This window comes from Pseudomonas sp. 3296, assembly GCF_031456615.1.
GTDB lineage: Bacteria > Pseudomonadota > Gammaproteobacteria > Pseudomonadales > Pseudomonadaceae > Aquipseudomonas > Aquipseudomonas mucoides.
Map to the genome: position 1 here is coordinate 228,053 of NZ_JAVDUY010000005.1, position 21,042 is coordinate 249,094.

General features: G+C 60.4%; 19 protein-coding genes. 13 read left to right on the forward strand and 6 right to left on the reverse strand.

Translation table 11 applies throughout. The features are described 5' to 3' along the window. Positions 1-52: 52 nt before the first annotated feature. On the forward strand, positions 53-958 hold the full coding sequence (locus tag J2X66_RS15095) for a LysR family transcriptional regulator (protein WP_310265653.1): 906 nt from the start codon (positions 53-55) through the stop codon (positions 956-958). 110 nt (positions 959-1,068) lie between these two features. Continuing rightward, positions 1,069-1,245 carry a hypothetical protein gene (locus J2X66_RS15100; protein WP_170219114.1) on the forward strand — a complete coding sequence of 59 codons (177 nt, stop codon included), beginning with the start codon at positions 1,069-1,071 and terminating at the stop codon, positions 1,243-1,245. Between the two features lie 9 nt (positions 1,246-1,254). Here the strand turns inward: J2X66_RS15100 and J2X66_RS15105 are convergent, their stop codons facing one another. Beyond that, complete coding sequence (locus J2X66_RS15105) at positions 1,255-2,151, reverse strand: helix-turn-helix domain-containing protein (protein ID WP_310265656.1); 897 nt, start codon at positions 2,149-2,151, stop codon at positions 1,255-1,257. Between the two features lie 179 nt (positions 2,152-2,330). Between J2X66_RS15105 and pobA the strand changes: the two genes are divergently transcribed. Together pobA and J2X66_RS15115 are read left to right on the forward strand one after the other, a co-directional pair. Next, positions 2,331-3,524 (forward strand): 4-hydroxybenzoate 3-monooxygenase, encoded by a 1,194-nt coding sequence (gene pobA, locus J2X66_RS15110; protein ID WP_310265658.1) that lies wholly within the window; start codon positions 2,331-2,333, stop codon positions 3,522-3,524. A 78-nt stretch (positions 3,525-3,602) separates the two neighbouring features. Beyond that, entirely contained in the window at positions 3,603-5,120 is a 1,518-nt protein-coding gene (locus J2X66_RS15115) for an MDR family MFS transporter (protein ID WP_310265660.1), read from the forward strand. Between the two features lie 60 nt (positions 5,121-5,180). Here the strand turns inward: J2X66_RS15115 and J2X66_RS15120 are convergent, their stop codons facing one another. The 4 genes from J2X66_RS15120 to J2X66_RS15135 all read right to left on the reverse strand — a co-directional run bounded on the left by J2X66_RS15120 (position 5,181) and on the right by J2X66_RS15135 (position 9,163). Next, positions 5,181-6,029 (reverse strand): cache domain-containing protein, encoded by an 849-nt coding sequence (locus J2X66_RS15120; protein ID WP_027922879.1) that lies wholly within the window; start codon positions 6,027-6,029, stop codon positions 5,181-5,183. A gap of 198 nt (positions 6,030-6,227) precedes the next feature. Further along, entirely contained in the window at positions 6,228-7,103 is an 876-nt protein-coding gene (locus J2X66_RS15125; protein ID WP_310265663.1) for an ATPase, read from the reverse strand. Between the two features lie 119 nt (positions 7,104-7,222). After that, complete coding sequence (locus tag J2X66_RS15130) at positions 7,223-8,215, reverse strand: NAD(P)-dependent oxidoreductase (RefSeq protein ID WP_027922877.1); 993 nt, start codon at positions 8,213-8,215, stop codon at positions 7,223-7,225. 54 nt (positions 8,216-8,269) lie between these two features. Next, a complete protein-coding gene (locus J2X66_RS15135) occupies positions 8,270-9,163 on the reverse strand; it encodes a LysR family transcriptional regulator ArgP (protein ID WP_310265665.1) in 894 nt (297 codons plus the stop codon). A 110-nt stretch (positions 9,164-9,273) separates the two neighbouring features. On the opposite strand from J2X66_RS15135, the gene J2X66_RS15140 reads away from it, so the two are divergent. The 3 genes from J2X66_RS15140 to J2X66_RS15150 all read left to right on the forward strand — a co-directional run bounded on the left by J2X66_RS15140 (position 9,274) and on the right by J2X66_RS15150 (position 11,056). After that, the gene (locus tag J2X66_RS15140) at positions 9,274-9,675 is read left to right on the forward strand and encodes an ACT domain-containing protein (RefSeq protein ID WP_310265667.1); all 402 of its coding nucleotides are present in this window, start codon (positions 9,274-9,276) and stop codon (positions 9,673-9,675) included. 5 nt (positions 9,676-9,680) lie between these two features. After that, positions 9,681-10,283: a LysE/ArgO family amino acid transporter gene (locus J2X66_RS15145; protein ID WP_310265669.1), complete on the forward strand. Its 603-nt coding sequence runs from the start codon at positions 9,681-9,683 to the stop codon at positions 10,281-10,283. 176 nt (positions 10,284-10,459) lie between these two features. Then, positions 10,460-11,056, forward strand: coding sequence for a Fe-Mn family superoxide dismutase (locus J2X66_RS15150; protein WP_310265670.1), 597 nt, complete (start codon positions 10,460-10,462; stop codon positions 11,054-11,056). A gap of 114 nt (positions 11,057-11,170) precedes the next feature. Here J2X66_RS15150 and J2X66_RS15155 read toward each other — a convergent pair whose 3' ends face one another. Beyond that, positions 11,171-11,539 (reverse strand): DUF6124 family protein, encoded by a 369-nt coding sequence (locus J2X66_RS15155; protein WP_310265672.1) that lies wholly within the window; start codon positions 11,537-11,539, stop codon positions 11,171-11,173. A 723-nt stretch (positions 11,540-12,262) separates the two neighbouring features. On the opposite strand from J2X66_RS15155, the gene J2X66_RS15160 reads away from it, so the two are divergent. The 6 genes from J2X66_RS15160 (at position 12,263) to J2X66_RS15185 (ending at position 21,035) form a co-directional block, all read left to right on the forward strand. Further along, a complete protein-coding gene (locus tag J2X66_RS15160; protein WP_310265674.1) occupies positions 12,263-14,314 on the forward strand; it encodes an EAL domain-containing protein in 2,052 nt (683 codons plus the stop codon). A gap of 230 nt (positions 14,315-14,544) precedes the next feature. Next, positions 14,545-15,894 carry an imelysin family protein gene (locus J2X66_RS15165; protein WP_310265677.1) on the forward strand — a complete coding sequence of 450 codons (1,350 nt, stop codon included), beginning with the start codon at positions 14,545-14,547 and terminating at the stop codon, positions 15,892-15,894. Positions 15,895-16,084: 190 nt separating this feature from the next. Continuing rightward, the gene (locus tag J2X66_RS15170; protein ID WP_310265679.1) at positions 16,085-17,512 is read left to right on the forward strand and encodes a di-heme oxidoredictase family protein; all 1,428 of its coding nucleotides are present in this window, start codon (positions 16,085-16,087) and stop codon (positions 17,510-17,512) included. A gap of 27 nt (positions 17,513-17,539) precedes the next feature. Beyond that, on the forward strand, positions 17,540-18,604 hold the full coding sequence (locus J2X66_RS15175; protein ID WP_310265681.1) for an imelysin family protein: 1,065 nt from the start codon (positions 17,540-17,542) through the stop codon (positions 18,602-18,604). A 14-nt stretch (positions 18,605-18,618) separates the two neighbouring features. Continuing rightward, positions 18,619-19,716 (forward strand): DUF1513 domain-containing protein, encoded by a 1,098-nt coding sequence (locus tag J2X66_RS15180; RefSeq protein WP_310265683.1) that lies wholly within the window; start codon positions 18,619-18,621, stop codon positions 19,714-19,716. A 170-nt stretch (positions 19,717-19,886) separates the two neighbouring features. Further along, complete coding sequence (locus J2X66_RS15185; protein ID WP_123433019.1) at positions 19,887-21,035, forward strand: efflux RND transporter periplasmic adaptor subunit; 1,149 nt, start codon at positions 19,887-19,889, stop codon at positions 21,033-21,035. Positions 21,036-21,042 lie beyond the last annotated feature (7 nt).

Sequence of the window (21,042 nt, forward strand, 5' to 3'; positions counted from 1 at the left end):
GTACAAAAAATGCGATGCTTGAACATAGTTTGTTTCTGAAAGCGGGCAAATCATGGATCGTCTTCAAGCAATGCGCGTATTCGTCACGGTGGTCGACCTCGGCAGCCAGTCGGCCGCCGCCGATCATCTGGACCTGTCACGGCCGGTGGTGTCACGTTATCTGGCGGAACTGGAGGATTGGGTCGGCGCCCGGTTGATGCACCGCACCACCCGCAAATTGAGCCTGACCGCCGCCGGCACCGAGATGCTGCCCCGCTGTCGGCAGATGCTCGACTTGTCCACCGACATGCAAGCCGCCGTCAGCGAGCCGGACGATGCGCCGCGGGGGTTGCTGCGCATCAGTGTCAGCACCTCGTTTGGCCAGGCGCAACTGGCGGACGCCATGGCGGCCTACGTCAAACGTTACCCTGGCGTCAGCATCGACCTGCAGATGCTCGACCGCACCGTGAACCTGGTGGATGAGCGCATCGATCTGGCAATCCGCACCAGCAACGACCTGGACCCGAACCTGATCGCCCGACGGCTGACGGTTTGCCGTTCGGTGATCTGCGCCTCGCCCGCCTACTTGCGCGAACATCCAGCGCCGCTGCGGGTGGAGGAGTTGAGCCAGCACAATTGCCTGACCCATTCCTACTTCGGCAAAAGCCTTTGGCATTTCGAGGAGGACGGCGAGCCAGTTTCGGTGACGGTGCAAGGCAACATCAGCGCCAACGAAGCCAGCACCTTGCTGCGCGCAACCATCGCCGGCGCCGGGGTGGCGATGCTGCCGAGTTATCAGGCGGGTGTGCACATCCACAGCGGCGAACTGATCCGCCTGCTGCCTCATGCCGAGCCAAGGCAGATGAATATCTACGCGGTGTATGCCTCACGCAAACACATGCCGGCCGCGCTGCGCAGCCTGCTGGATTTCCTTGTTTTAAGATTCCCGGAAGAACCGGAGTGGGATGTCGACCTGTAATCCTACAAGGGGCGCATCAGTGTTTTGAACATCCGCTTTAGTGGCAACTCACCGGCGCTGACCTATGCTCAAAGTAATACCCAAGGGTATTTCGTTCAGAGGTCCACGCCATGAACATCAAAACAAGAAGATACCTCACCATTTTCATCACCTGCGCGGTGACGCTGGCGCTGTATGGCACCGCGGCCTGGCGGGTCGAGCAGGCGCGACAACTGCCCCGCGAATTTGCGAGCTGCAATTTCGAGCGCTGCATCCCTCACAACGCGACCCTCAACGCCCTGCGGTGACCCGGGGGATCAGGACTCGTTGCCCTGATCGGCCTTCAAGCGGTCGCGGAATGCCTTGGGCGAAATGCCCACGCGACGCCGGAACAGGCGCGTGAAGTTGGTCGGATCGGAAAATCCCAACACGTCAGACATTTCGTAAATGGTCATGCTGGTATAGGTCAGCAAACGCTTGGCCTCCAGCAATTGCCGTTCGTGCATGATCTGCAACGCCGGTTGCCCCGCCAGTTCACGGCACGTGCCGTTGAGGTGAGACACGGAAATCCCCAGCCGATGCGCGAGGTCTTCGACCTTGACGTGCTGGCGGTAAGTCTCTTCCACCAGTTGAATAAATCCGTTGAGGTATTCCCGGGCACGCTGCGGACGCTGGCTGGCGCTGCGACGTGAAATCACCTGCCGGCTGACCCAGACCATGATCACGCTGACCAGTGAATGCATGAGCATTTCACGCGCCGGTTGGTGGCCGGTGTATTCGTCTTGCAGCGCTGAAAACAGGCTGTTGAGGTAGTCACCGTCCTTGCCCGCCGGGTAGCTTTCAGCCTGGGCCAAGGCATTCACCGAGTTGCCCAGTTGCGCTTGCAGATGGGCGATCAGCGGCGCAGCGAGGGTCAAGACAAACCCTTCGACGTCTTCGGAAAATCGATAACCGTGCACCGACAATGGCGGCAGGATCAGCACGGTGGGCTCGGTCAGTTGCGTGCGTTTACCTTCGATCTCAAGCTCTGCCTGACCTTTGAAGACGAAGAGTAACTGGCACAAATCGGCATGGCGGTGGGGTTTGATTTCCCATTGGTGTTCGCGGCTGCGTTTGGAAATGGTTTCGCAGTGCAGCAAGTCGGGGGTCGGCCAGTCCAGGCTTTCACCGTAGAGCTTGAACACTGGAATCGAAGGCAGGTCAGGCTTGTTCATCACTTCAATCCAGGCCTCGGGGGGTTGCGGGCGATAATCGCACCGATTGGCAGAAAGAACAGGTATCGGCTCAGTTTTCACCTTCAATTGACAGACTCGCGAGGGAAAAATGCAAGCACTCGATCCATAAAAATAATTCACCGGCCTTGGTCGCGTGGAGCTTGCGAGTCCTGACAACAATGAAAACGCTGAAAACCCAAATCGCCATCATTGGCGCCGGTCCTGCCGGTTTACTGCTCGGGCAATTGCTGCACAACGCCGGTATCGACACCCTCATTCTTGAACGCCAGAGCCCGGATTATGTGCTCGGGCGAATCCGTGCCGGGGTCCTTGAACAAGGCATGGTAGAGCTGTTGCGCCAGGCCGGCGTAGGTCAGCGGATGGACGCCGAAGGGTTGGTGCATACCGGCTTCGAACTGGCACTCGATGGCCGTCAGGTGCACATCGATCTGCAGGCATTGACGGGCGGAAAAACCGTGATGGTGTATGGCCAGACCGAGGTCACCCGCGACCTGATGGCCGCTCGTCGGGAGGCCGGCGCGCAGACGATTTATGACGCCGTCAACGTCAAACCGCACGGGATGAAAAGCGCAGAACCTTTCGTCACCTTTGATAAGGATGGCCAGACGTATCGCCTCGATTGCGACTACATCGCCGGGTGCGATGGCTTTCACGGTGTGGCGCGCCAATCGATCCCCGACGACTGCCTCAAGGTGTTCGAGCGGGTCTATCCGTTTGGCTGGCTCGGCATCCTCGCCGACACGCCGCCGGTGCACGAAGAGCTGGTGTACGCCCGCCACAAGCGCGGTTTTGCTTTGTGCAGCATGCGCTCGGCGACCCGCACCCGGTATTACCTTCAGGTGCCGGCCGAGGACCAGGTGCAGGACTGGTCGGATCAGCGTTTCTGGGATGAGTTGAAATTGCGTCTGCCGCCAGCGTTGGCAGCCTCACTGGTCACCGGCCCGTCCATCGAAAAAAGCATCGCGCCGTTGCGCAGTTTTGTCGTTGAACCGATGCAATTCGGGCGGATGTTCCTGGTCGGCGACGCCGCGCACATCGTCCCGCCCACCGGCGCCAAGGGCCTGAACCTGGCCGCCAGTGACGTCAGCACGTTGTTCAATATTCTGTTGAAGGTCTATCGGGAAGGACGCGTGGATTTGCTGGAGAAATACTCTGAAATCTGCCTGCGCCGGGTGTGGAAAGCCGAGCGATTTTCCTGGTGGATGACCTCGATGCTGCACCGTTTTGACGACCATGATGCCTTCAGCCAGCGCATCAGCGAGTCCGAACTGGACTACTTTGTCGGTTCCGAAGCTGGTCGAAAAACCATTGCAGAAAATTACGTCGGGCTTCCGTACGAGGCTATCGAATAGCTTGCTATCGACTTACACTGGCGAGCATTCCCGCTCGCCGAGCGCCTTGCGGGTCCATCTCTGCCCGCAGGTTTTACCGTGACCAATCTCAACCAGCCTGACACGCCAAAACCGGCCATTCGCAGCGTGCTGATCGCCCTGATGCTGGCGATCTTTCTCGGCGCGCTGGACCAGACCATCGTCGCCGTCTCGATGCCGGCGATTTCCGCCCAGTTCAAGGACGTCAGCCTGCTGGCCTGGGTGATTTCCGGGTACATGGTGGCGATGACGGTGGCGGTGCCGATCTACGGCAAGCTCGGCGATTTGTATGGTCGGCGCAAGCTGATGCTGTTCGGCATGGGCTTGTTCACCCTCGCCTCATTGTTCTGCGGCATGGCCCAGAGCATGGAGCAATTGGTGCTGGCGCGGATCATTCAGGGTATCGGCGCCGGCGGGATGATTTCGGTCAGTCAGGCGATCATCGGGGACATCGTCCCGCCCCGGGAACGCGGTCGCTATCAGGGTTATTTCAGCAGCATGTACGCGGTGGCCAGCGTGGCCGGCCCGGTGCTGGGCGGTTACATGACCGAGTACCTGTCCTGGCGCTGGGTGTTCTTGATCAATCTGCCGCTGGGCCTGGGTGCCTGGGTGGTGGCGAATCGTACGCTGGTCGGGCTGCCGGTGCCGCAGCGCAAACCGGTGATCGACTACCTCGGCACGTTGCTGATGATCATCGGTTTGACCGCGTTGCTGCTGGGCATCACCCAGGTCGGTCAGGGTCATTCGTTTCGCAGCGCGCAAGTGCTGGGTTTGTTTGCCTGCGCGGTGGTGATTCTTGGGGTGTTCGTCTGGCATGAGCGCCGCGCGCGGGAGCCGTTGCTGCCGATGCATCTGTTTGCCAACCGCAACGCGATTTTTTGCTGGTGCACGATTTTCTTCACCAGTTTCCAGGCGATCTCGCTGATCGTGCTGATGCCGCTGCGCTTCCAGAGCGTCACCGGCGCCGGGGCCGACAGCGCTGCACTGCACCTGTTGCCGCTGGCGATGGGTTTGCCGATTGGCGCCTACTTTGCCGGACGCCGGACCTCGGTGACCGGGCGCTACAAACCGATGATCCTGACCGGCGCGGCGCTGATGCCCATGGCGATTCTGGGCATGGCGTTCAGCCCGCCGCAGGCATTTGTGCTCAGCAGTCTGTTCATGTTGCTGTGCGGGATCGCCAGCGGCATGCAATTCCCGACATCACTGGTCGGCACCCAGAACTCGGTGGAACAGCGCGACATTGGCGTTGCCACCAGCACCACCAACCTGTTCCGTTCGCTGGGCGGCGCGGTGGGGGTGGCGTTGATGTCGGCGCTGCTGCTGGCGTTGTTGCAGGATTCGAGCTTCGCGCACATTGCCGGCTCGTCGCTGATTGTCGAGGGCCGTTCGGGCAATGTCTTGCTCGACGGTTTGAACGCCGCGCCGGGCGATGCGCAAAACGCCTTGCGTGCGGAGTTGTTGCTGACGTTCAGGCATTTGCTGATGGTGAGTGCGGCGGTGTCGTTGCTGGGGTTGGCGGCGGCGGTTGCGATGCCGAACATGTTGTTGCGGGGGCGTGAAGACAAGGTCCGGTAATAGACCGAGTCGCGGCCATCGCGGGCAAGCCCGCGATAGCGGTTTGTCAGTCACAGTGATTCAAGGGCTGTAATACCCGACTGCCACCAGAAAATGCCCGACCTTCTTCAGGTACGCATGTTTGTCCTCAACCTTGTTGGTCACCGGGTTTTTCCAGCGGTATTCGTATTCGCCATAATCCTGCTTGGCCATCAACGCAAGGATCGGCTCGCCCACCGGTTTACCCTCCGGGTCCTTGATCTTGCCGAAGTCGGTGTTGATCAGCCGCAGGTTGGTGCCGTGGGCCACGTAGCGTTGGGTGTCCAGGTCGACGACGAACACGTACAGGTCATCCTGCAGGTAACCGCCCTTGAGGGAATTGATCGCGGTCAGTGTGCCCTTCTCGTCCTTGGCCAGATCGGTCGCGGCTTTGTTCAACAGCGCCATCGCCTGTTCTGCTGACGCCCGTGGCAGGTAGTAACCGACCGCCAGAATCCGCTGACCGACGCGCTGATAGAACACATGTTTGCGCTCGACCTTGCCGTCAGACCAGTTCTGCCAGCGGTATTCCGCCTGCTGGATGCCATTGCCTTCCGGTACTTTCAAGGCGTCCTTGAAAGCTTTCTGCAAGTCTGGCCCGAGGGTCTCGGTGACATCGCGCCCGATCAATGCCGCCGACGGCCCGCCGCTGGCGAGCATCACGCCCTTGGTATCGACCACGAACACGTAGCGATCCTTGTCGACAAACTCGCCCTGACGGCTGAACGCCGCAAAGGCCTTGTCGCCATTGTCGTGGTAGTAAGCCAGGGCTTTTTCCAGCAAGGCTTTGGCGGCCTGACTGTCATCCTTTTCCGCCGTGGCGGCGTGAACCTGCCCCAGGCACAGCAACAGCATCCCGCCCAATAAAGCCAGTTTGTGCAAAACCCCCATAGCGCATCCCTCGTTCCTGTTGATGTTTCAAGAGCGTAGACGGCAATGGGAGATACACCCGGTCCTGTAGCCGCTGTCGAGCCTTGGCGAGGCTGCGTTTGCGGTCTACCTGAAAAAATTCGTGGGTAGATTTAACGACTGCTTTGCAGCCGGACGCCGCTTCGCCAGGAGTCGACAGCGGCTACAGGAGCCCGGGGGTTACTGGCGGGCGCGCAGTTGCTGCTGCAGGTTCTGGATCTGCGCCTGAAGGGTGTTGATGTTGCGGGTGACCTGGCCGCGGAACGCGTCGAACTCGGCGGTATTGGTGGAGCCTTGTGCGACAGCCGGGCGGTTGTCCTGCTCGCTCTTGAGCACAATCATGTCTTGTTCCAGACGCTCGATCGCGGCGCTTGGGTTGCCTTGTTTTTTCAGCGCGACGATATCGGCGCCCAGGCTTTTAAGCTGTGCGTCGAATTTACTGCTGTCGTCCGGGGCGCTTTTCAGGGCGGTCAACTCAGTGCTCAAGGCTTTGAGCTGCGCCTGCAACTGAGTATTGGCCGTCTGATGCTCGGTGCTCTGGGCGGCAAGCTGCGCCAGACGTTTATCCAGGTCGCTGGTTTGTGCGGTCATTTGCGCCAGGCGTTTGTCCAGATCGGTGGTCTGACCGACAACACCCTGCTGCTGTTTGCTCTGATCCAGCAGTTTGGTTTCCAGATCCTTGATTTGCAGTTTCAGCGCTTCGCTGTCGCTGGTGACGTTGGTCTGGCTGGCGACGACCTTGCCGGAAATATCCTGCAAGCGTCCCGCCGCTTCCTCACTGATGCGCGCAAAACTTTCCTGCGTCGCGACCAGTTGTTGTTCCATCAACGAAATCTGCTGAAAACTCCACCACGCCAGGCCCGCAAACGCAAAAAACAACGCGCCGACCAATGCCCACAGCGGGCCAGTGCTGGCGCTTTTGACCTTCACCACCGGCACCGGACGGGAATGCACGCTGGTACGGACGGTGGTCGGAAAATCATCATCGTCGAGGCTGTCGGCACGCAGGCTCGGTACATCATCGAAATCGTCGTTGGCATCGTTACGCATGGACATTGAGTCAACCTTTGTGGAACGCGGTGATGGCTTTATGCGGCGAGTATAAACCCCACTGTCGCACCGATTGACTCTCTATACCCCACTCGGTTCAGTGCGGGCAGGCAGGTCCTGGTACGTCAGCGGATGTCCTGGGCCTTCCACCAACTGCAAAATTCATCGAGGGCGGCCCAGACACTGACTTTCGGATCGTAGTCCAGATAATGCCGGGCGCGACTGATGTCCAGGGTGAAATTTTTGTTCATCACCTGCATGCCCAGTCGCGACAAGGTCGGCTCGGGACGCCCCGGCCACAGCTTGCACACCCCTTCGTTGAGCGCTGCGACGGTGTAGCCCAGACCGTAGGAACGGTAGCGCGTCACTTGTGGGACTTGCATGTTGCGCATGACGTAATTGACCACGTCCCACAACGGAATCGGCGTGCCGTTACTGATGTTGTAGGCCTTGCCCAAGGCCGAACCGCTGGCGAGCAAGCTGCTGAGCAACGCTTCGTTGAGGTTTTGCACGCTGGTGAAATCGACCTTGTTCAGACCATTGCCGATGATCGCCAAGCGCCCCTTGCGCTGCATTTTCAACAGACGCGGGAAGATGCTCATGTCACCCGCGCCCGTGACAAAACGCGGGCGCAGGGCCAGGGTTTCGAGGCCGAATTCCTGGGCACCGAAGACTTTTTGCTCGGCGAGGAATTTGGTGGCCGCGTAGGGATGCTTGAAGCGCTTGGGCACTTGTTCTTCGGTCAAACCCAGGTGGTCGCGGCCATCAAAGTAGATCGACGGCGACGACAAGTGCACCAAGCGCCGAACCCGTTGTTTCAGGCAGGCTTCGACCACGTTTTCGGTGACCTGGACATTGCCCTGATGAAAGTCCTGATAACGCCCCCACAGCCCCACCGCCCCCGCGCAATGGACCACGGCTTCGACGTCGGAACACAGGTCACGCGCCAGTTCCGGGTCGCTCAAATCGCCCTGAATGAACTCGGCGCCACGGCGCACCAGGTGTTCGACGCTTTCGGCCCGGCGACCGTTGACCCGCACGTCCAGGCCCTGCTCCAGGGCGAAACGCGCAAAGCGTCCGCCGATGAAGCCGCTTGCGCCGGTGACCAGAATTTTCATGTAGTGCTCCGATGTCTTTCGTTTTGCCTAATGCGTGAGTCTTGACGCTGCCCGTCAGTCCAACGGCACCAGCCATTGCTTCGACGAACGCACCAATTGATCGGTCAACAACCCCAGAAGCTGACCGCCATTGCGCCAATGATGCCAGTACAGCGGCACATCGATGGGCTTATCTGGCAAAAGCTCCTGCAAAACACCGCGTTCCAGTTGTTCGCGCACCTGTAGTTCCGGCACCAGCCCCCAGCCGAGACCGGCTTCGGTCAAACGGATGAAGCCTTCGGACGAGGGGCATAAATGGTGTTCGAAACCGCCGTCGACCCCGAGGGATGCGAGGTAGCGATGCTGCAGGAAATCGTCCGGGCCAAACACCAAAGCCGGGGTTTTCGCCAGTTGATCGGCGCGAACGCCCTCCGGAAAATGGCGCGCGATGAACGCCGGACTGGCCAACGCCCGATAACGCATGGCCCCCAGCAAAACGCTGCGGGCCCCGGCCACCGGGCGTTCACTGGCGCAGACACACGCCGCCACTTCGCCGGCGCGCATGCGTTTGAGGCCGACGGTCTGGTCTTCGACCACCAGATCCAGCAGCAGATGTTGTTCGGCACAGAAATCGCCCACCGCTTGCGCCCACCACGTGGCGAGGCTGTCGGCATTCAACGCGATGCGCAGGCGCTCCGGCAGCCCTTCTTCATCCAGCGCTGGCACCAGGGTTTGCAAGTCGCGCTCCAGCAAACGCACTTGCTGCACATGGTTGAGCAGGCGCCGGCCAATCTCCGTCGGCGCCGGCGGTGTAACCCGCACCAGCACCGGCTGGCCGACCCGCGCCTCCAGCAGTTTGATCCGCTGGGAGATCGCCGATTGCGACAAGCCCAGCACCTGCGCGGCCCGTTCGAAACCGGCCTGCTCGACCACGGCGGCCAGGGCAGAGAGTAATTTATAGTCGAACATCAGTTTTCCTAATGAGCGATCAGCATGATTGGTTTTTCTTATACAGGTTAGCAGCGGAGAATGCTCACCAAGATCTCTTCAACAAGAATCTCTTCATCAAGGAATCCGACATGGCTGGCGAAACTTCATTGGCAACCCTGCTGCGCAGCATGAGCCCGCAACTCAACGCCGGCGAATACGTGTTCTGTACCTTGCGCGACGGCAAGCTGCCAGTGGGCCTTGAGATCGTCGGCAGCTTTCGCGAGCAGGAAGGCCTGACCGTGATCCTGGAACGTTCCCACGCCGAACAGGCCGGTTTCAGTTTCGACTACGTCGCGGCCTGGATCACCTTGAATGTGCATTCGGCGCTGGAAGCGGTCGGCCTGACCGCCGCCTTCGCCACCGCATTGGGCAAGGCCGGCATCAGCTGCAACGTAATCGCCGGTTACTACCACGATCACCTGTTTGTCGGTCAGGCCGACGCCGAACGCGCACTCCACGTGCTGCGGGACCTGGCGGCCAACGCGGAGTAAACCTTATGTGGCAAAGCTATGTGAACGGCCTGTTGGTGGCCGCCGGGCTGATCATGGCGATCGGCACGCAGAATGCGTTTGTGCTGGCGCAAAGTCTTCGTCGTGAACATCACCTGCCGGTGGCGGCACTGTGCGTCGTTTGCGATGCGTTGCTCGTGGCCGCCGGCGTATTTGGCCTCGCCACGGTACTGGCGCATAACCCGACCTTGCTGGCGGTTGCCCGTTGGAGCGGCGCGGTGTTTCTGATTTGGTACGGCAGCCAGGCGCTGCGCAGGGCTTTTTCGAAACAGAGCCTGCAACAGGGTGAAAACCAGACCGTGCGTTCACTGCGCGCGGTGATGCTCAGTGCCCTGGCGGTGACCTTGCTCAACCCGCACGTTTATCTGGACACGGTGTTGCTGATCGGCTCCCTCGGTGCACAACAAACCGAACCCGGCGCTTATGTGGTGGGCGCGGCCAGTGCTTCGTTGCTGTGGTTCTTCACCTTGGCGTTGGGCGCGGCATGGCTGGCGCCGTGGCTAGCGCGGCCAAGCACCTGGCGGATTCTCGATCTGCTGGTGGCGGTGATGATGTTTGCGGTGGCGTTTCAACTAATCGTCACGCCCTGAATATTCCAAAAGGCTCTGGAACCTCTATCCCACACAGTTGTTGCGTGGTTATGCCGCACCCCCGGTGCTATGATCCGATCCGATGCGCCGCAAAGAGTACAAACTCCCCGGCGCTTGTCTGGCCGCCCGTGATCGGCCTTGCGCTCACCGCAACTGACCTGATTAGGAGAATCATCATGGCTTTCGAATTGCCGCCGCTGCCTTACGCACACGATGCCCTGCAGCCGCACATTTCCAAGGAAACTCTGGAATACCACCACGACAAGCACCACAACACCTACGTCGTGAACCTGAACAACCTGGTGCCAGGCACCGAGTTCGAAGGCAAATCCCTGGAAGAAATCGTTAAATCTTCCTCGGGCGGCATCTTCAACAACGCCGCTCAGGTCTGGAACCACACTTTCTACTGGAACTGCCTGGCGCCAAACGCCGGCGGTCAACCGACCGGCGCGCTGGCTGAAGCCATCAACGCTTCGTTCGGTTCGTTCGACAAGTTCAAGGAAGAATTCAGCAAGACGTCCATCGGCACCTTCGGTTCCGGTTGGGGCTGGCTGGTGAAAAAGGCTGACGGTTCCCTGGCCCTGGCCAGCACCATCGGCGCCGGCAACCCGCTGACCAACGGCGACACCCCGCTGCTGACCTGCGACGTCTGGGAACACGCCTACTACATCGACTACCGCAACGTTCGTCCGAAATACGTCGAAGCGTTCTGGAACCTGGTCAACTGGAAATTCGTGGCTGAGCAGTTCGAAGGCAAAACCTTCACCGCTTAAGATCGACGCCAGACAAAAAACCCGGCTTTTAATGCCGGGTTTTTTTTGCCTGGAGAAATGTGTCGACTATTCGGGCGCCTACGCGAGCAGGCTCGCGAAGAACGATAACGCGGTCTACACCGGATCTACGTTATCCAGCGCCCGGTTCACCGCCAACTCCGCCAGCATGATGATCTGCTGAATCGCCAACACGGTGTTGCGCTGCGGGCCTATCAGATTCGCGGCGAAATCGCTGGTCATGACGCTGGCAGAGGCCAGTGACTCGCAGGCCTGGGCCAGCAGGCTTTCGGTGTCCATGTTCGGGGCGATCATGTACATCGTGCTGGGACGGCGGGGTTTTTCGGTGTATTGGGACGGGGGATCAAGGTAGTAGTCGAGGGCGCGTTTTATGGCTTCGCGGTCTCGCAGGAGTGCTTCGGATTGGGTTTCTTCGGCGTCTGGGTCGGTGGTGTCCAAGGGTGGATCGGGAATCAATTTGTCCATTGTATTTCTCCAGCGTTGGAGCCCCCACTTGCCGCTTCTCACACGGCGAAGAGGTGGCAGCTATGTGCGAGGTGAGAAGACCGGTTATGGACACCCGGCCGGACCGAAGTCCGCCCGCACACAGCCGCCATAACGCAATTACTGGCAGCGAGTAAGCTGGCGGCGATTATGCGTGTACAGACACTGGATGACCATAAGTTGCCGGGCTCTCACACCCGGTCGCTGAGTTTTCAGCGACAGCCAGAGGTTAGAGACAAGGCTTCCTACCCGACAACCTGAAAAATGCGTGGGAAAGCGCTGTGTTTCTTACACGCCTTTCAACGTACAAAAACGGAATGCGAAGCGTGGGAACGATCAGTTGGGGGCAGCAGAAAAAGATTGGTCGGTTGTGAGGCCGCCATCGCGAGCAGGCTCACTCCTACAGGGGGACGGAGCAAATCCGAAAAACAGGTCAATTGCTGACAATGAAACCAGCCTGCCCCCCTTGCCCCAACGCCATAGCCGGCTACCATCAACCCAGAAGGAAAAATTATCCCAATCCCCTCAAGTTGAAGGACCCAACTACCGACACAGTACTAATAGGACAAACACCCCGGACAACAGCAAATCGGCCAGGCCCACAGACAAAATCCCCTGTGAATAAATGTCCCTTTGACTGCCATCACGGGATTGCCAATACTCATGGCAAATTGATGCTACCCGCACGGAACAAGGAATAACCCTTTGAAGCTGGAACTCAAGAACAGCTTGTCGGTGAAGTTGCTCCGGGTCGTGCTCCTGTCGGCATTGATCGTCGGCGTGGTCTTGAGCTGTGCGCAAATCGTTTTCGACGCCTACAAGACACGCCAGGCCGTAGCCAACGATGCCGAACGCATCCTCGACATGTTTCGCGACCCGTCTACCCAGGCCGTCTACAGCCTGGACCGGGAAATGGGCATGCAAGTGATCGAAGGCCTGTTCCAGGACGACGCCGTGCGCCAGGCCTCCATCGGCCATCCCAACGAAGCCATGCTCGCGCAAAAAACCCGCGAACTGCAGCATTCCCACAGCCGCTGGCTGACTGACCTGATCCTCGGCAAGGAACGCACCTTCACCACCCAACTGGTCGGTCGCGGTCCTTATAGCGAGTATTACGGCGACCTGAGCATCACCCTCGACACCGCCACCTACGGCCAAGGGTTCATCGTCAGCTCCGTCATCATCTTCATTTCCGGCGTGTTGCGCGCCATGGCCATGGGCCTGGTGCTGTACCTGGTCTATCACTGGCTGCTGACCAAACCGCTGTCGCGAATTATCGAGCACCTGACCGAAATCAACCCGGATCGCCCCAGCGAACACAAGATTCCGCAGCTCAAGGGCCACGAAAAGAACGAACTGGGGATCTGGATCAACACCGCCAACCAGTTGCTCGAATCCATCGAACGCAACACCCACCTGCGCCACGAAGCGGAAAACAGCCTGTTGCGCATGGCCCAGTACGACTTCCTCACCGGCCTGCCGAACCGCCAGCAACTGCAGCAACAACTGGACAAGATCCTGGTCGACGCCGGCAAACTGCAGCGGCGGGTCGCGGTTTTGGTGGTGGGCCTGGACGATTTCAAAGGCATCAACGAACAATTCAGCTACCAGACCGGCGACCAATTGCTGCTGGCGTTGGCTGACCGCTTGCGGGCCCACAGCGGTCGCCTCGGCGCCCTCGCCCGTCTCGGCGGCGACCAGTTCGCCCTGGTCCAGGCCGATATCGAACAACCTTACGAAGCCGCCGAACTGGCGCAAAGCATCCTCGATGATCTGGAAGCGGCGTTTGCCCTCGACCATCAGGAAATCCGCCTGCGCGCGACCATCGGCATCACCCTGTTCCCCGAAGACGGTGACAGCACCGAGAAGCTGCTGCAAAAAGCCGAGCAGACCATGACCCTGGCCAAGACCCGCTCGCGCAACCGTTATCAGTTCTACATCGCCAGCGTCGACACCGAGATGCGCCGCCGTCGCGAACTGGAAAAAGACCTGCGCGATGCGCTGGCTCGCGATCAGTTCTACCTCGTCTACCAGCCACAGATCAGCTACCGCGACCACCGGGTGGTGGGCGTCGAAGCACTCATTCGCTGGCAGCATCCCGAACATGGACTGGTGCCGCCGGACCTGTTCATCCCGCTGGCCGAGCAGAATGGCACCATCATTGCCATCGGCGAATGGGTGCTGGATCAAGCCTGCAAACAATTGCGCGACTGGCACGATCAGGGCTTCCCCGACCTGCGCATGGCGGTGAACCTGTCCACCGTGCAACTGCACCACGCCGAGTTGCCACGGGTGGTGAACAACCTGCTGCAAATGTACCGCTTGCCACCGCGCAGCCTGGAACTGGAAGTGACCGAAACCGGACTGATGGAAGACATCAGCACCGCCGCCCAGCACTTGCTGAGCCTGCGTCGCTCCGGCGCGTTGATCGCCATTGATGACTTCGGTACCGGCTATTCGTCACTGAGTTATCTGAAAAGCCTGCCGCTGGACAAGATCAAGATCGACAAGAGCTTCGTGCAGGACCTGCTCGACGACGACGACGATGCCACCATCGTTCGCGCGATCATCCAGCTGGGCAAGAGCCTCGGCATGCAGGTCATTGCCGAAGGCGTGGAGACCGCCGAGCAAGAGGCCTACATCATCTCCGAAGGCTGCCACGAAGGTCAGGGCTACCACTACAGCAAGCCACTGCCGGCCCGTGAATTGAGCGCCTATCTGAAACAGGCCCAGCGCAGCAACGCAGCTATTTTGTAGGCCTGCGAAAGACGCAGCCTCATTGCACTCGAGAGCTGCTGCAGGACTGCGTGTGTCTGTAGCAGCTCTCGAGTGCAACGAGGCTGCGCTTCTTTTGATCTACGCCCCCCCGCGCGAATAAGAAATATTTCCACCTGCACTCTTTACACATAATGCGAAAGATTTGCATTATGTCGCAGTTTTGCGCGCGTGAAGCGCCCTTCCACCCCTCTCGAAGCAGGATGTTCGCCATGATTCGTATGCCTCTGGCTACCGCCAGTCTGTTGGCCATCGCTATTTCCCTCGCCGGTTGTGGCGAAGGCAAGGACAAGACCGCCGCCGCGCCAGCGCCGACTCCGGCCGCCAGCACCGCTGCTGCGCCAGCGACTGCCCCTGCCGCGACCAGCAAAGTCGATGAAGCGGCCGCCAAAGCCGTTGTCGCGCATTACGCCGACATCGTCTTCGCCGTTTACAGCGATGCCGAATCCACCGCGAAAACCCTGCAGACCGCCGTCGACGCTTTCCTTGCCAAACCGAACAACGACACCCTGAAAGCGGCCAAGGCTGCCTGGGTCGCTGCTCGCGTTCCTTACCTGCAGAGCGAAGTGTTCCGCTTCGGCAACACCATCATCGACGACTGGGAAGGTCAGGTGAACGCCTGGCCACTGGACGAAGGCCTGATCGACTACGTCGACAAATCCTACGAACACGCACTGGGTAACCCGGGCGCCACCGCCAACATCATCGCCAACACTGAAGTCCAGGTCGGCGAAGACAAGGTCGACGTGAAAGACATCACCCCGGAAAAACTTGCCAGCCTGAACGAGCTGGGCGGTTCCGAGGCCAACGTTGCGACCGGCTACCACGCCATCGAATTCCTGCTGTGGGGCCAGGACCTGAACGGCACCGGCCCAGGCGCCGGCAACCGTCCAGCGTCGGACTACCTGGAAGGCAAAGGCGCTACTGGCGGTCACAACGATCGTCGCCGCGCTTACCTGAAATCCGTGACCCAGCTGCTGGTCAGCGACCTGGAAGAAATGGTCGGTAACTGGAAGCCGAACGTGGCTGACAACTACCGCGCCACCCTGGAAGCCGAACCGGTGGATACCGGCCTGCGCAAAATGCTGTTCGGCATGGGCAGCCTGTCCCTGGGCGAACTGGCGGGCGAGCGCATGAAGGTGTCCCTGGAAGCCAACTCCCCGGAAGACGAACAGGATTGCTTCAGCGACAACACCCACAACTCGCACTTCTACGATGCCAAAGGCATTCGTAACGTGTACCTGGGCGAATACACCCGCGTCGACGGCACCAAAATGACCGGCGCCAGCCTGTCCTCCCTGGTGGCCAAGGCCGACCCGGCTGCCGACACCGCGCTGAAAGCTGATCTGGCCGCTACCGAAGCCAAGATTCAGGTCATGGTCGATCACGCCGACAAGGGTGAGCACTACGACCAACTGATCGCCGCCGGCAACACGGCGGGCAACCAGATCGTCCGTGACGCCATCGCTTCGCTGGTCAAGCAGACCGGTTCGATCGAAGCCGCCGCTGGCAAACTGGGCATCAGCGACCTGAACCCGGACAACGCTGATCACGAATTCTGATCAACGCTGGCTAAACAAGAAGGCGACCTTAGGGTCGCCTTTTTCATACCTGCCAATCACCGATCCATTGTGGGAGTGTGTTAAGCAAATAACCCTGCGCCACATCAAGCAAACGATAATTCCTCTTATTCAAATTCCCATCCCCTGTTAGACTTTGCGCCCTTGTTTTGCTCGTCTTGCAGGATATCTGATGCCCCCGCTGCCTCTTCGCTTGTCCGCACTGTTACTGGCCCTGAGCCTGAGTGCCTGCGATGACGCCCCGCGTTTTACCAAGGCCGAACCCGGTGAAGCCCGGTCCGGTGGCAGCGCGACCGTGCGCAAGACCGATCAGAACTCGTTTTCCCTGCCCTCCGCCAACCTGCCGCCGTCACGGCGCGTGGACTTCAGCGTCGGCAACAGTTTCTTCCGCAGCCCGTGGGTGATCGCGCCGTCGACCACCACTGCTCGCGACGGTCTCGGTCCGCTGTTCAACACCAACGCCTGCCAGGGCTGCCACATCAAGGACGGGCGCGGCCATCCGCCGACGCCAGATGCGCCGAATGCCGTCTCGATGCTGGTGCGCCTGTCGATCCCCGACTCGCCGGCCTATGCCAAGGTCATCGAGCAGCTCGGCGTGGTGCCGGAGCCGGTCTATGGCGGTCAGTTCCAGGACATGGCCGTGCCCGGTGTTGCACCGGAAGGCAAGGTGCGCGTCGATTACACGCCCGTTGCGGTGCGATTCAAGGACGGCACCGAAGTCGAACTGCGCAAACCGAGCCTGAACATCACCCAACTGGGCTACGGCCCGATGCACCCCGACACGCGGTTTTCGGCGCGTGTCGCCCCGCCAATGATTGGCCTGGGCCTGCTCGAAGCGATCCCCGACGAGGCGATCCTGGCCAATGCCGAAGCGCAGGCGAAGGACAAAAACGGCATCGCCGGACGCCCGAACCGGGTCTGGGATGACGCCCAGCAGAAAACCGTCCTCGGCCGATTTGGCTGGAAAGCCGGGCAACCGAATCTCAATCAACAGAATGTGCATGCGTTTTCCGGTGACATGGGCCTGACCACCAGTCTGAGACCTTTTGACGACTGCACCGATGCGCAAACCGCCTGCAAACAGGCGCCAAATGGCACCGGTCCCGATGGCGAGCCGGAAGTCAGCGACAACATCCTGCGCCTGGTGCTGTTCTACAGCCGAAACCTTGCCGTACCGGCCCGCCGCGATGTCAGCGCGCCCGAAGTGCTGGCCGGCAAAAACCTGTTTTTCCAGGCCGGATGCCAGTCCTGCCACACGCCGAAATACACCACCGCCGCCAATGCCGCCGAACCGGAACTGGCCAATCAAGTGATTCGCCCGTACAGCGATCTGCTGCTGCATGACATGGGCGACGGCCTCGCCGACAACCGCACCGAATTCCAGGCCAGTGGCCGCGACTGGCGTACCCCGCCGTTGTGGGGCATCGGCTTGACGCAAGCGGTCAGTGGCCACACCCAGTTTTTGCATGATGGCCGCGCGCGCAATCTGCTCGAAGCCGTGCTCTGGCATGGCGGCGAAGCTCAGGCCGCGCAGCAACAGGTTTTGTCTTTCAATGCCGAGCAACGCGCTGCGTTGCTGGCGTTTTTGAATTCTCTTTAAACACTTATAAAGAATCGGGAGCCCGACATGTTCCGCCCCAAATTGTTGTTCACCAGCCTTGCCGCACTCGCACTGGGCGCCTGCTCACCGCAGGACCCGCAAGCCGTGACGTCGGCCGCTATCGCCAAATCGGTGATCCTGCCGACCTACACCCGCTGGGTTGAAGCCGACCGCCAATTGGCCGCCAGCGCCCTGGCCTACTGCGAAGGCAAGGAAAACCTCGACACCGCCCGCACCGACTTCCTGCACGCGCAGAAAGCCTGGGCCGAGCTGCAACCGCTGCTGATCGGGCCATTGGCCGAAGGCAACCGTTCGTGGCAGGTGCAGTTCTGGCCGGACAAGAAGAACCTGGTCGGCCGTCAGGTCGAGCAATTGGTCACCGCGCAGCCGCAGATCGATGCCGCCGCGCTGGCCAAGTCCAGCGTGGTGGTTCAGGGCCTCTCCGCCTATGAATACATCCTGTTCGACAACAAGCCGGACGTCGCCAACGACGCACAGAAAGCCAAGTATTGCCCGCTGCTGAAAGCCATCGGCGAGCGTCAGAAACAACTGGCCGAAGAGATTCTGCAAAGCTGGAACAACACCGACGGCATGCTCGCGCAAATGAGCAAGTTCCCGAACCAGCGCTACGCCGATTCCCACGAAGCCATCGCCGACTTGTTGCGTGTGCAAGTCACCGCTATCGATACCCTGAAGAAAAAACTCGGCACGCCAATGGGCCGCCAGAGCAAGGGCGTGCCGCAGCCTTTCCAGGCCGATGCATGGCGCAGCCAGTCGTCCCTGACCGGCCTCGAAGCCAGCCTCGCCGCAGCCAAAACCGTGTGGGAAGGCGTCGACAACAAAGGCCTGCGCGGTCTGTTGCCGAGCGATCAAAAGCCGTTGGCCGACAAGATCGATGCCGCCTACGCCGCCTCGCTGAAACTGTTCGCCAGCAACCAGCGCTCGCTGACCGAAATGCTCAACGACGATGCCGGTCGCCAGCAACTCAACGACCTCTATGACAGCCTCAACGTGGTCCACCGCCTGCACGAAGGCGAACTGGCCAAGGCGCTGGGCATTCAACTGGGCTTCAACGCCAACGACGGTGACTGATGAGGACGAGTGCCATGCTGCGACGTCAGGCTCTGACTTTAGGTAGCTTGCTGCTGGGAGCAGTGACACTGGGCGGCTGGACGCTGTTCAAGCAAAAGGACAAAAGCCCGCTGCTGCTGTCGGCGCGGGACGATACCGACGGCAAGCATTACGCCGTCGGTTACCGGCTGGACGGCACCCGGGTGTTTGCCACCCAGGTCGGCCAGCGCTGCCACGACATCATCAACCACCCGACGTTGCCGATAGCGCTGTTCGTGGCCCGTCGTCCCGGCACCGAGAGTTACCTGATCGACCTGCGCGACGGCACGCTGCTGCAAACCGTGACCTCGCTGCCGAACCGGCATTTCTACGGTCACGCGGTGATTCACAAGAGCGGCGACTGGCTGTACGCCACCGAGAACGACACCTCCGATCCGGGCCGCGGCTTGCTCGGTGTGTATAAGTTCGAAGGTGAGCGACTTATCCACAGCGGCGAGATTTCCACCCACGGCATCGGCCCGCATCAGGTGTCGTGGATGCCCGATGGCGAAACCCTGGTAGTGGCCAACGGCGGCATTCGCACCGAGGCCGAAAGCCGGGTCGAGATGAACCTCAACGCCATGGAACCGAGCCTGGTGCTGATGCAACGCGACGGCACGCTATTGAGCAAGGAAACCCTCGCCCAACAGATGAACAGCGTGCGGCATCTGGGGATCGCCAGCGACGGCACCATCGTTGCCGGTCAGCAATTCATGGGGCCGTCCCACGAGTCATCGGAGCTGCTGGCGATCAAGCGTCCCGGCCAGCCGTTCGTGGCGTTCCCGGTGCCCGAGCATCAGTTGCAGGCGATGGGGCATTACACCGCCAGCGTCGCGGTGAACAGCGAACTGCGCCTGGTGGCGTTGACCGCGCCACGGGGCAATCGCTTTTTCATCTGGGACCTGGACAGCGGCGAAGTGCGCCTGGATGCGCCATTGCCCGACTGCGCTGGCGTCGGCGCCGTGGCCGATGGGTTTGTCGTGACCTCGGGCCAGGGCCGCTGCCGCTACTACGATTGCCGCCAGACAAACCTCGTTGCAAAACCCCTGGAGCTGCCAGCCGGCCTCTGGGACAACCACCTGCACCTCATCTGATCCCATCCTCCCCTGTTGGTGATCACCCTGGGGCGAGGGAGCTTGCTTCCTCGCCACAGGTTTAGTGTTCGTTGTTTTCCTGACTGTGAAATGTGTCAGTTGGAATCACTCGCGCACTCGGAGTAATGTGCCTCCCTGTCTCACCTGATTTTCTCCAAGGAACTGGAAATATGCTGCGTCGCCGCATGCTGATCATGTTGGGTGTTGTTCTGCTGATCGTGCTGGTCCTGGCCGGTTATAAAGCCTTCTCCATCTACACGATGATTCAAGGCTTCTCCGCGCCAAAACCGCCGATCAGTGTTGCCGTGGCCACCGCCACCGAACGGCCGTGGCAAGCGCGCCTGCCCACCGTTGGCACGCTCAAGGCATTGCAAGGCGTGGACCTGAGCCTGGAGACCGACGGCACCGTCGTCGATTTGCAGTTCGAGTCAGGGCAGAAGGTCAAGGCCGGCCAACCCCTGCTGCGACTCGACAGCGCTGTGGAAAGTGCCTTGCTGGAAACGGCGCTGGCCGACCTCGGGCTGGCGCAGCTCGATTACGGTCGCGGCAGCCAGCTGGTCGGCAGCCAGGCGATTTCCAAAGGCGAATTCGACCGACTGTCAGCGGTGCAGAAAAAGAGCAAGGCCACGGTCAATCAGCTCAGGGCCGCGCTCAGCAAAAAGAGCATCGCCGCGCCCTTCAGCGGGACCATCGGCATTCGTCAGGTGGACGTCGGCGACTATGTCGCCACTGGCACCATGATTGCCACCCTGCAAGACCTTAGCAGCCTCTATGTAGACTTCTTCGTGCCCGAGCAGTCGATCCCGAAGATCGCCCTCGGCCAACCGGTGCAGGTCATTGTCGCGGCCTACCCGACGCGGACCTTCCCCGGCACCATCAGTGCGATCAACCCGAAAGTCGAAAACAGCACGCGCAACGTCCAGGTCCGCGCGACCCTGGCCAATCCTGACGGCACCTTGCTGCCGGGGATGTTCGCCAGCCTGCAGGTCTTGTTGCCGGACCCGCAGCCGCGCATCGTCGTGCCGGAAAGCGCGATCACCTACACGCTGTACGGCAACTCGATCTACGTCGTCGCGCAGAAAAAAGCCGAAGACGGCAGCCTGGAAAAAGACGACAAGGGCCAACCGATCCTGATCGCCGAACGGCGTTTCATCGAAACCGGTGAGCGCCGCGATGGGCTGGTGATGATTACCAAAGGTGTGCAGAACGGCGAAAAAGTGGTCACGGCCGGCCAGATCAAACTGGACAACGGTGCGCACATCGCGATCAGCGACGACAAGACCCTAGCCGAGAAGAACAGTCAGCCGCGCGCGGACTGATCAAGGA

Bases quoted from the DNA above. Each gene is read 5' to 3' on its own strand.
- J2X66_RS15095 (WP_310265653.1), top strand. From the start codon at position 53: ATGGATCGTCTTCAAGCAATGCGCGTATTCGTCACGGTGGTCGACCTC.
- J2X66_RS15100 (WP_170219114.1), top strand. From the start codon at position 1,069: ATGAACATCAAAACAAGAAGATACCTCACCATTTTCATCACCTGCGCG.
- J2X66_RS15105 (WP_310265656.1), bottom strand. From the start codon at position 2,151: ATGAACAAGCCTGACCTGCCTTCGATTCCAGTGTTCAAGCTCTACGGT.
- pobA (WP_310265658.1), top strand. From the start codon at position 2,331: ATGAAAACGCTGAAAACCCAAATCGCCATCATTGGCGCCGGTCCTGCC.
- J2X66_RS15120 (WP_027922879.1), bottom strand. From the start codon at position 6,029: ATGGGGGTTTTGCACAAACTGGCTTTATTGGGCGGGATGCTGTTGCTG.
- J2X66_RS15125 (WP_310265663.1), bottom strand. From the start codon at position 7,103: ATGTCCATGCGTAACGATGCCAACGACGATTTCGATGATGTACCGAGC.
- J2X66_RS15130 (WP_027922877.1), bottom strand. From the start codon at position 8,215: ATGAAAATTCTGGTCACCGGCGCAAGCGGCTTCATCGGCGGACGCTTT.
- J2X66_RS15135 (WP_310265665.1), bottom strand. From the start codon at position 9,163: ATGTTCGACTATAAATTACTCTCTGCCCTGGCCGCCGTGGTCGAGCAG.
- J2X66_RS15140 (WP_310265667.1), top strand. From the start codon at position 9,274: ATGGCTGGCGAAACTTCATTGGCAACCCTGCTGCGCAGCATGAGCCCG.
- J2X66_RS15145 (WP_310265669.1), top strand. From the start codon at position 9,681: ATGTGGCAAAGCTATGTGAACGGCCTGTTGGTGGCCGCCGGGCTGATC.
- J2X66_RS15150 (WP_310265670.1), top strand. From the start codon at position 10,460: ATGGCTTTCGAATTGCCGCCGCTGCCTTACGCACACGATGCCCTGCAG.
- J2X66_RS15155 (WP_310265672.1), bottom strand. From the start codon at position 11,539: ATGGACAAATTGATTCCCGATCCACCCTTGGACACCACCGACCCAGAC.
- J2X66_RS15165 (WP_310265677.1), top strand. From the start codon at position 14,545: ATGATTCGTATGCCTCTGGCTACCGCCAGTCTGTTGGCCATCGCTATT.
- J2X66_RS15170 (WP_310265679.1), top strand. From the start codon at position 16,085: ATGCCCCCGCTGCCTCTTCGCTTGTCCGCACTGTTACTGGCCCTGAGC.
- J2X66_RS15175 (WP_310265681.1), top strand. From the start codon at position 17,540: ATGTTCCGCCCCAAATTGTTGTTCACCAGCCTTGCCGCACTCGCACTG.
- J2X66_RS15180 (WP_310265683.1), top strand. From the start codon at position 18,619: ATGCTGCGACGTCAGGCTCTGACTTTAGGTAGCTTGCTGCTGGGAGCA.
- J2X66_RS15185 (WP_123433019.1), top strand. From the start codon at position 19,887: ATGCTGCGTCGCCGCATGCTGATCATGTTGGGTGTTGTTCTGCTGATC.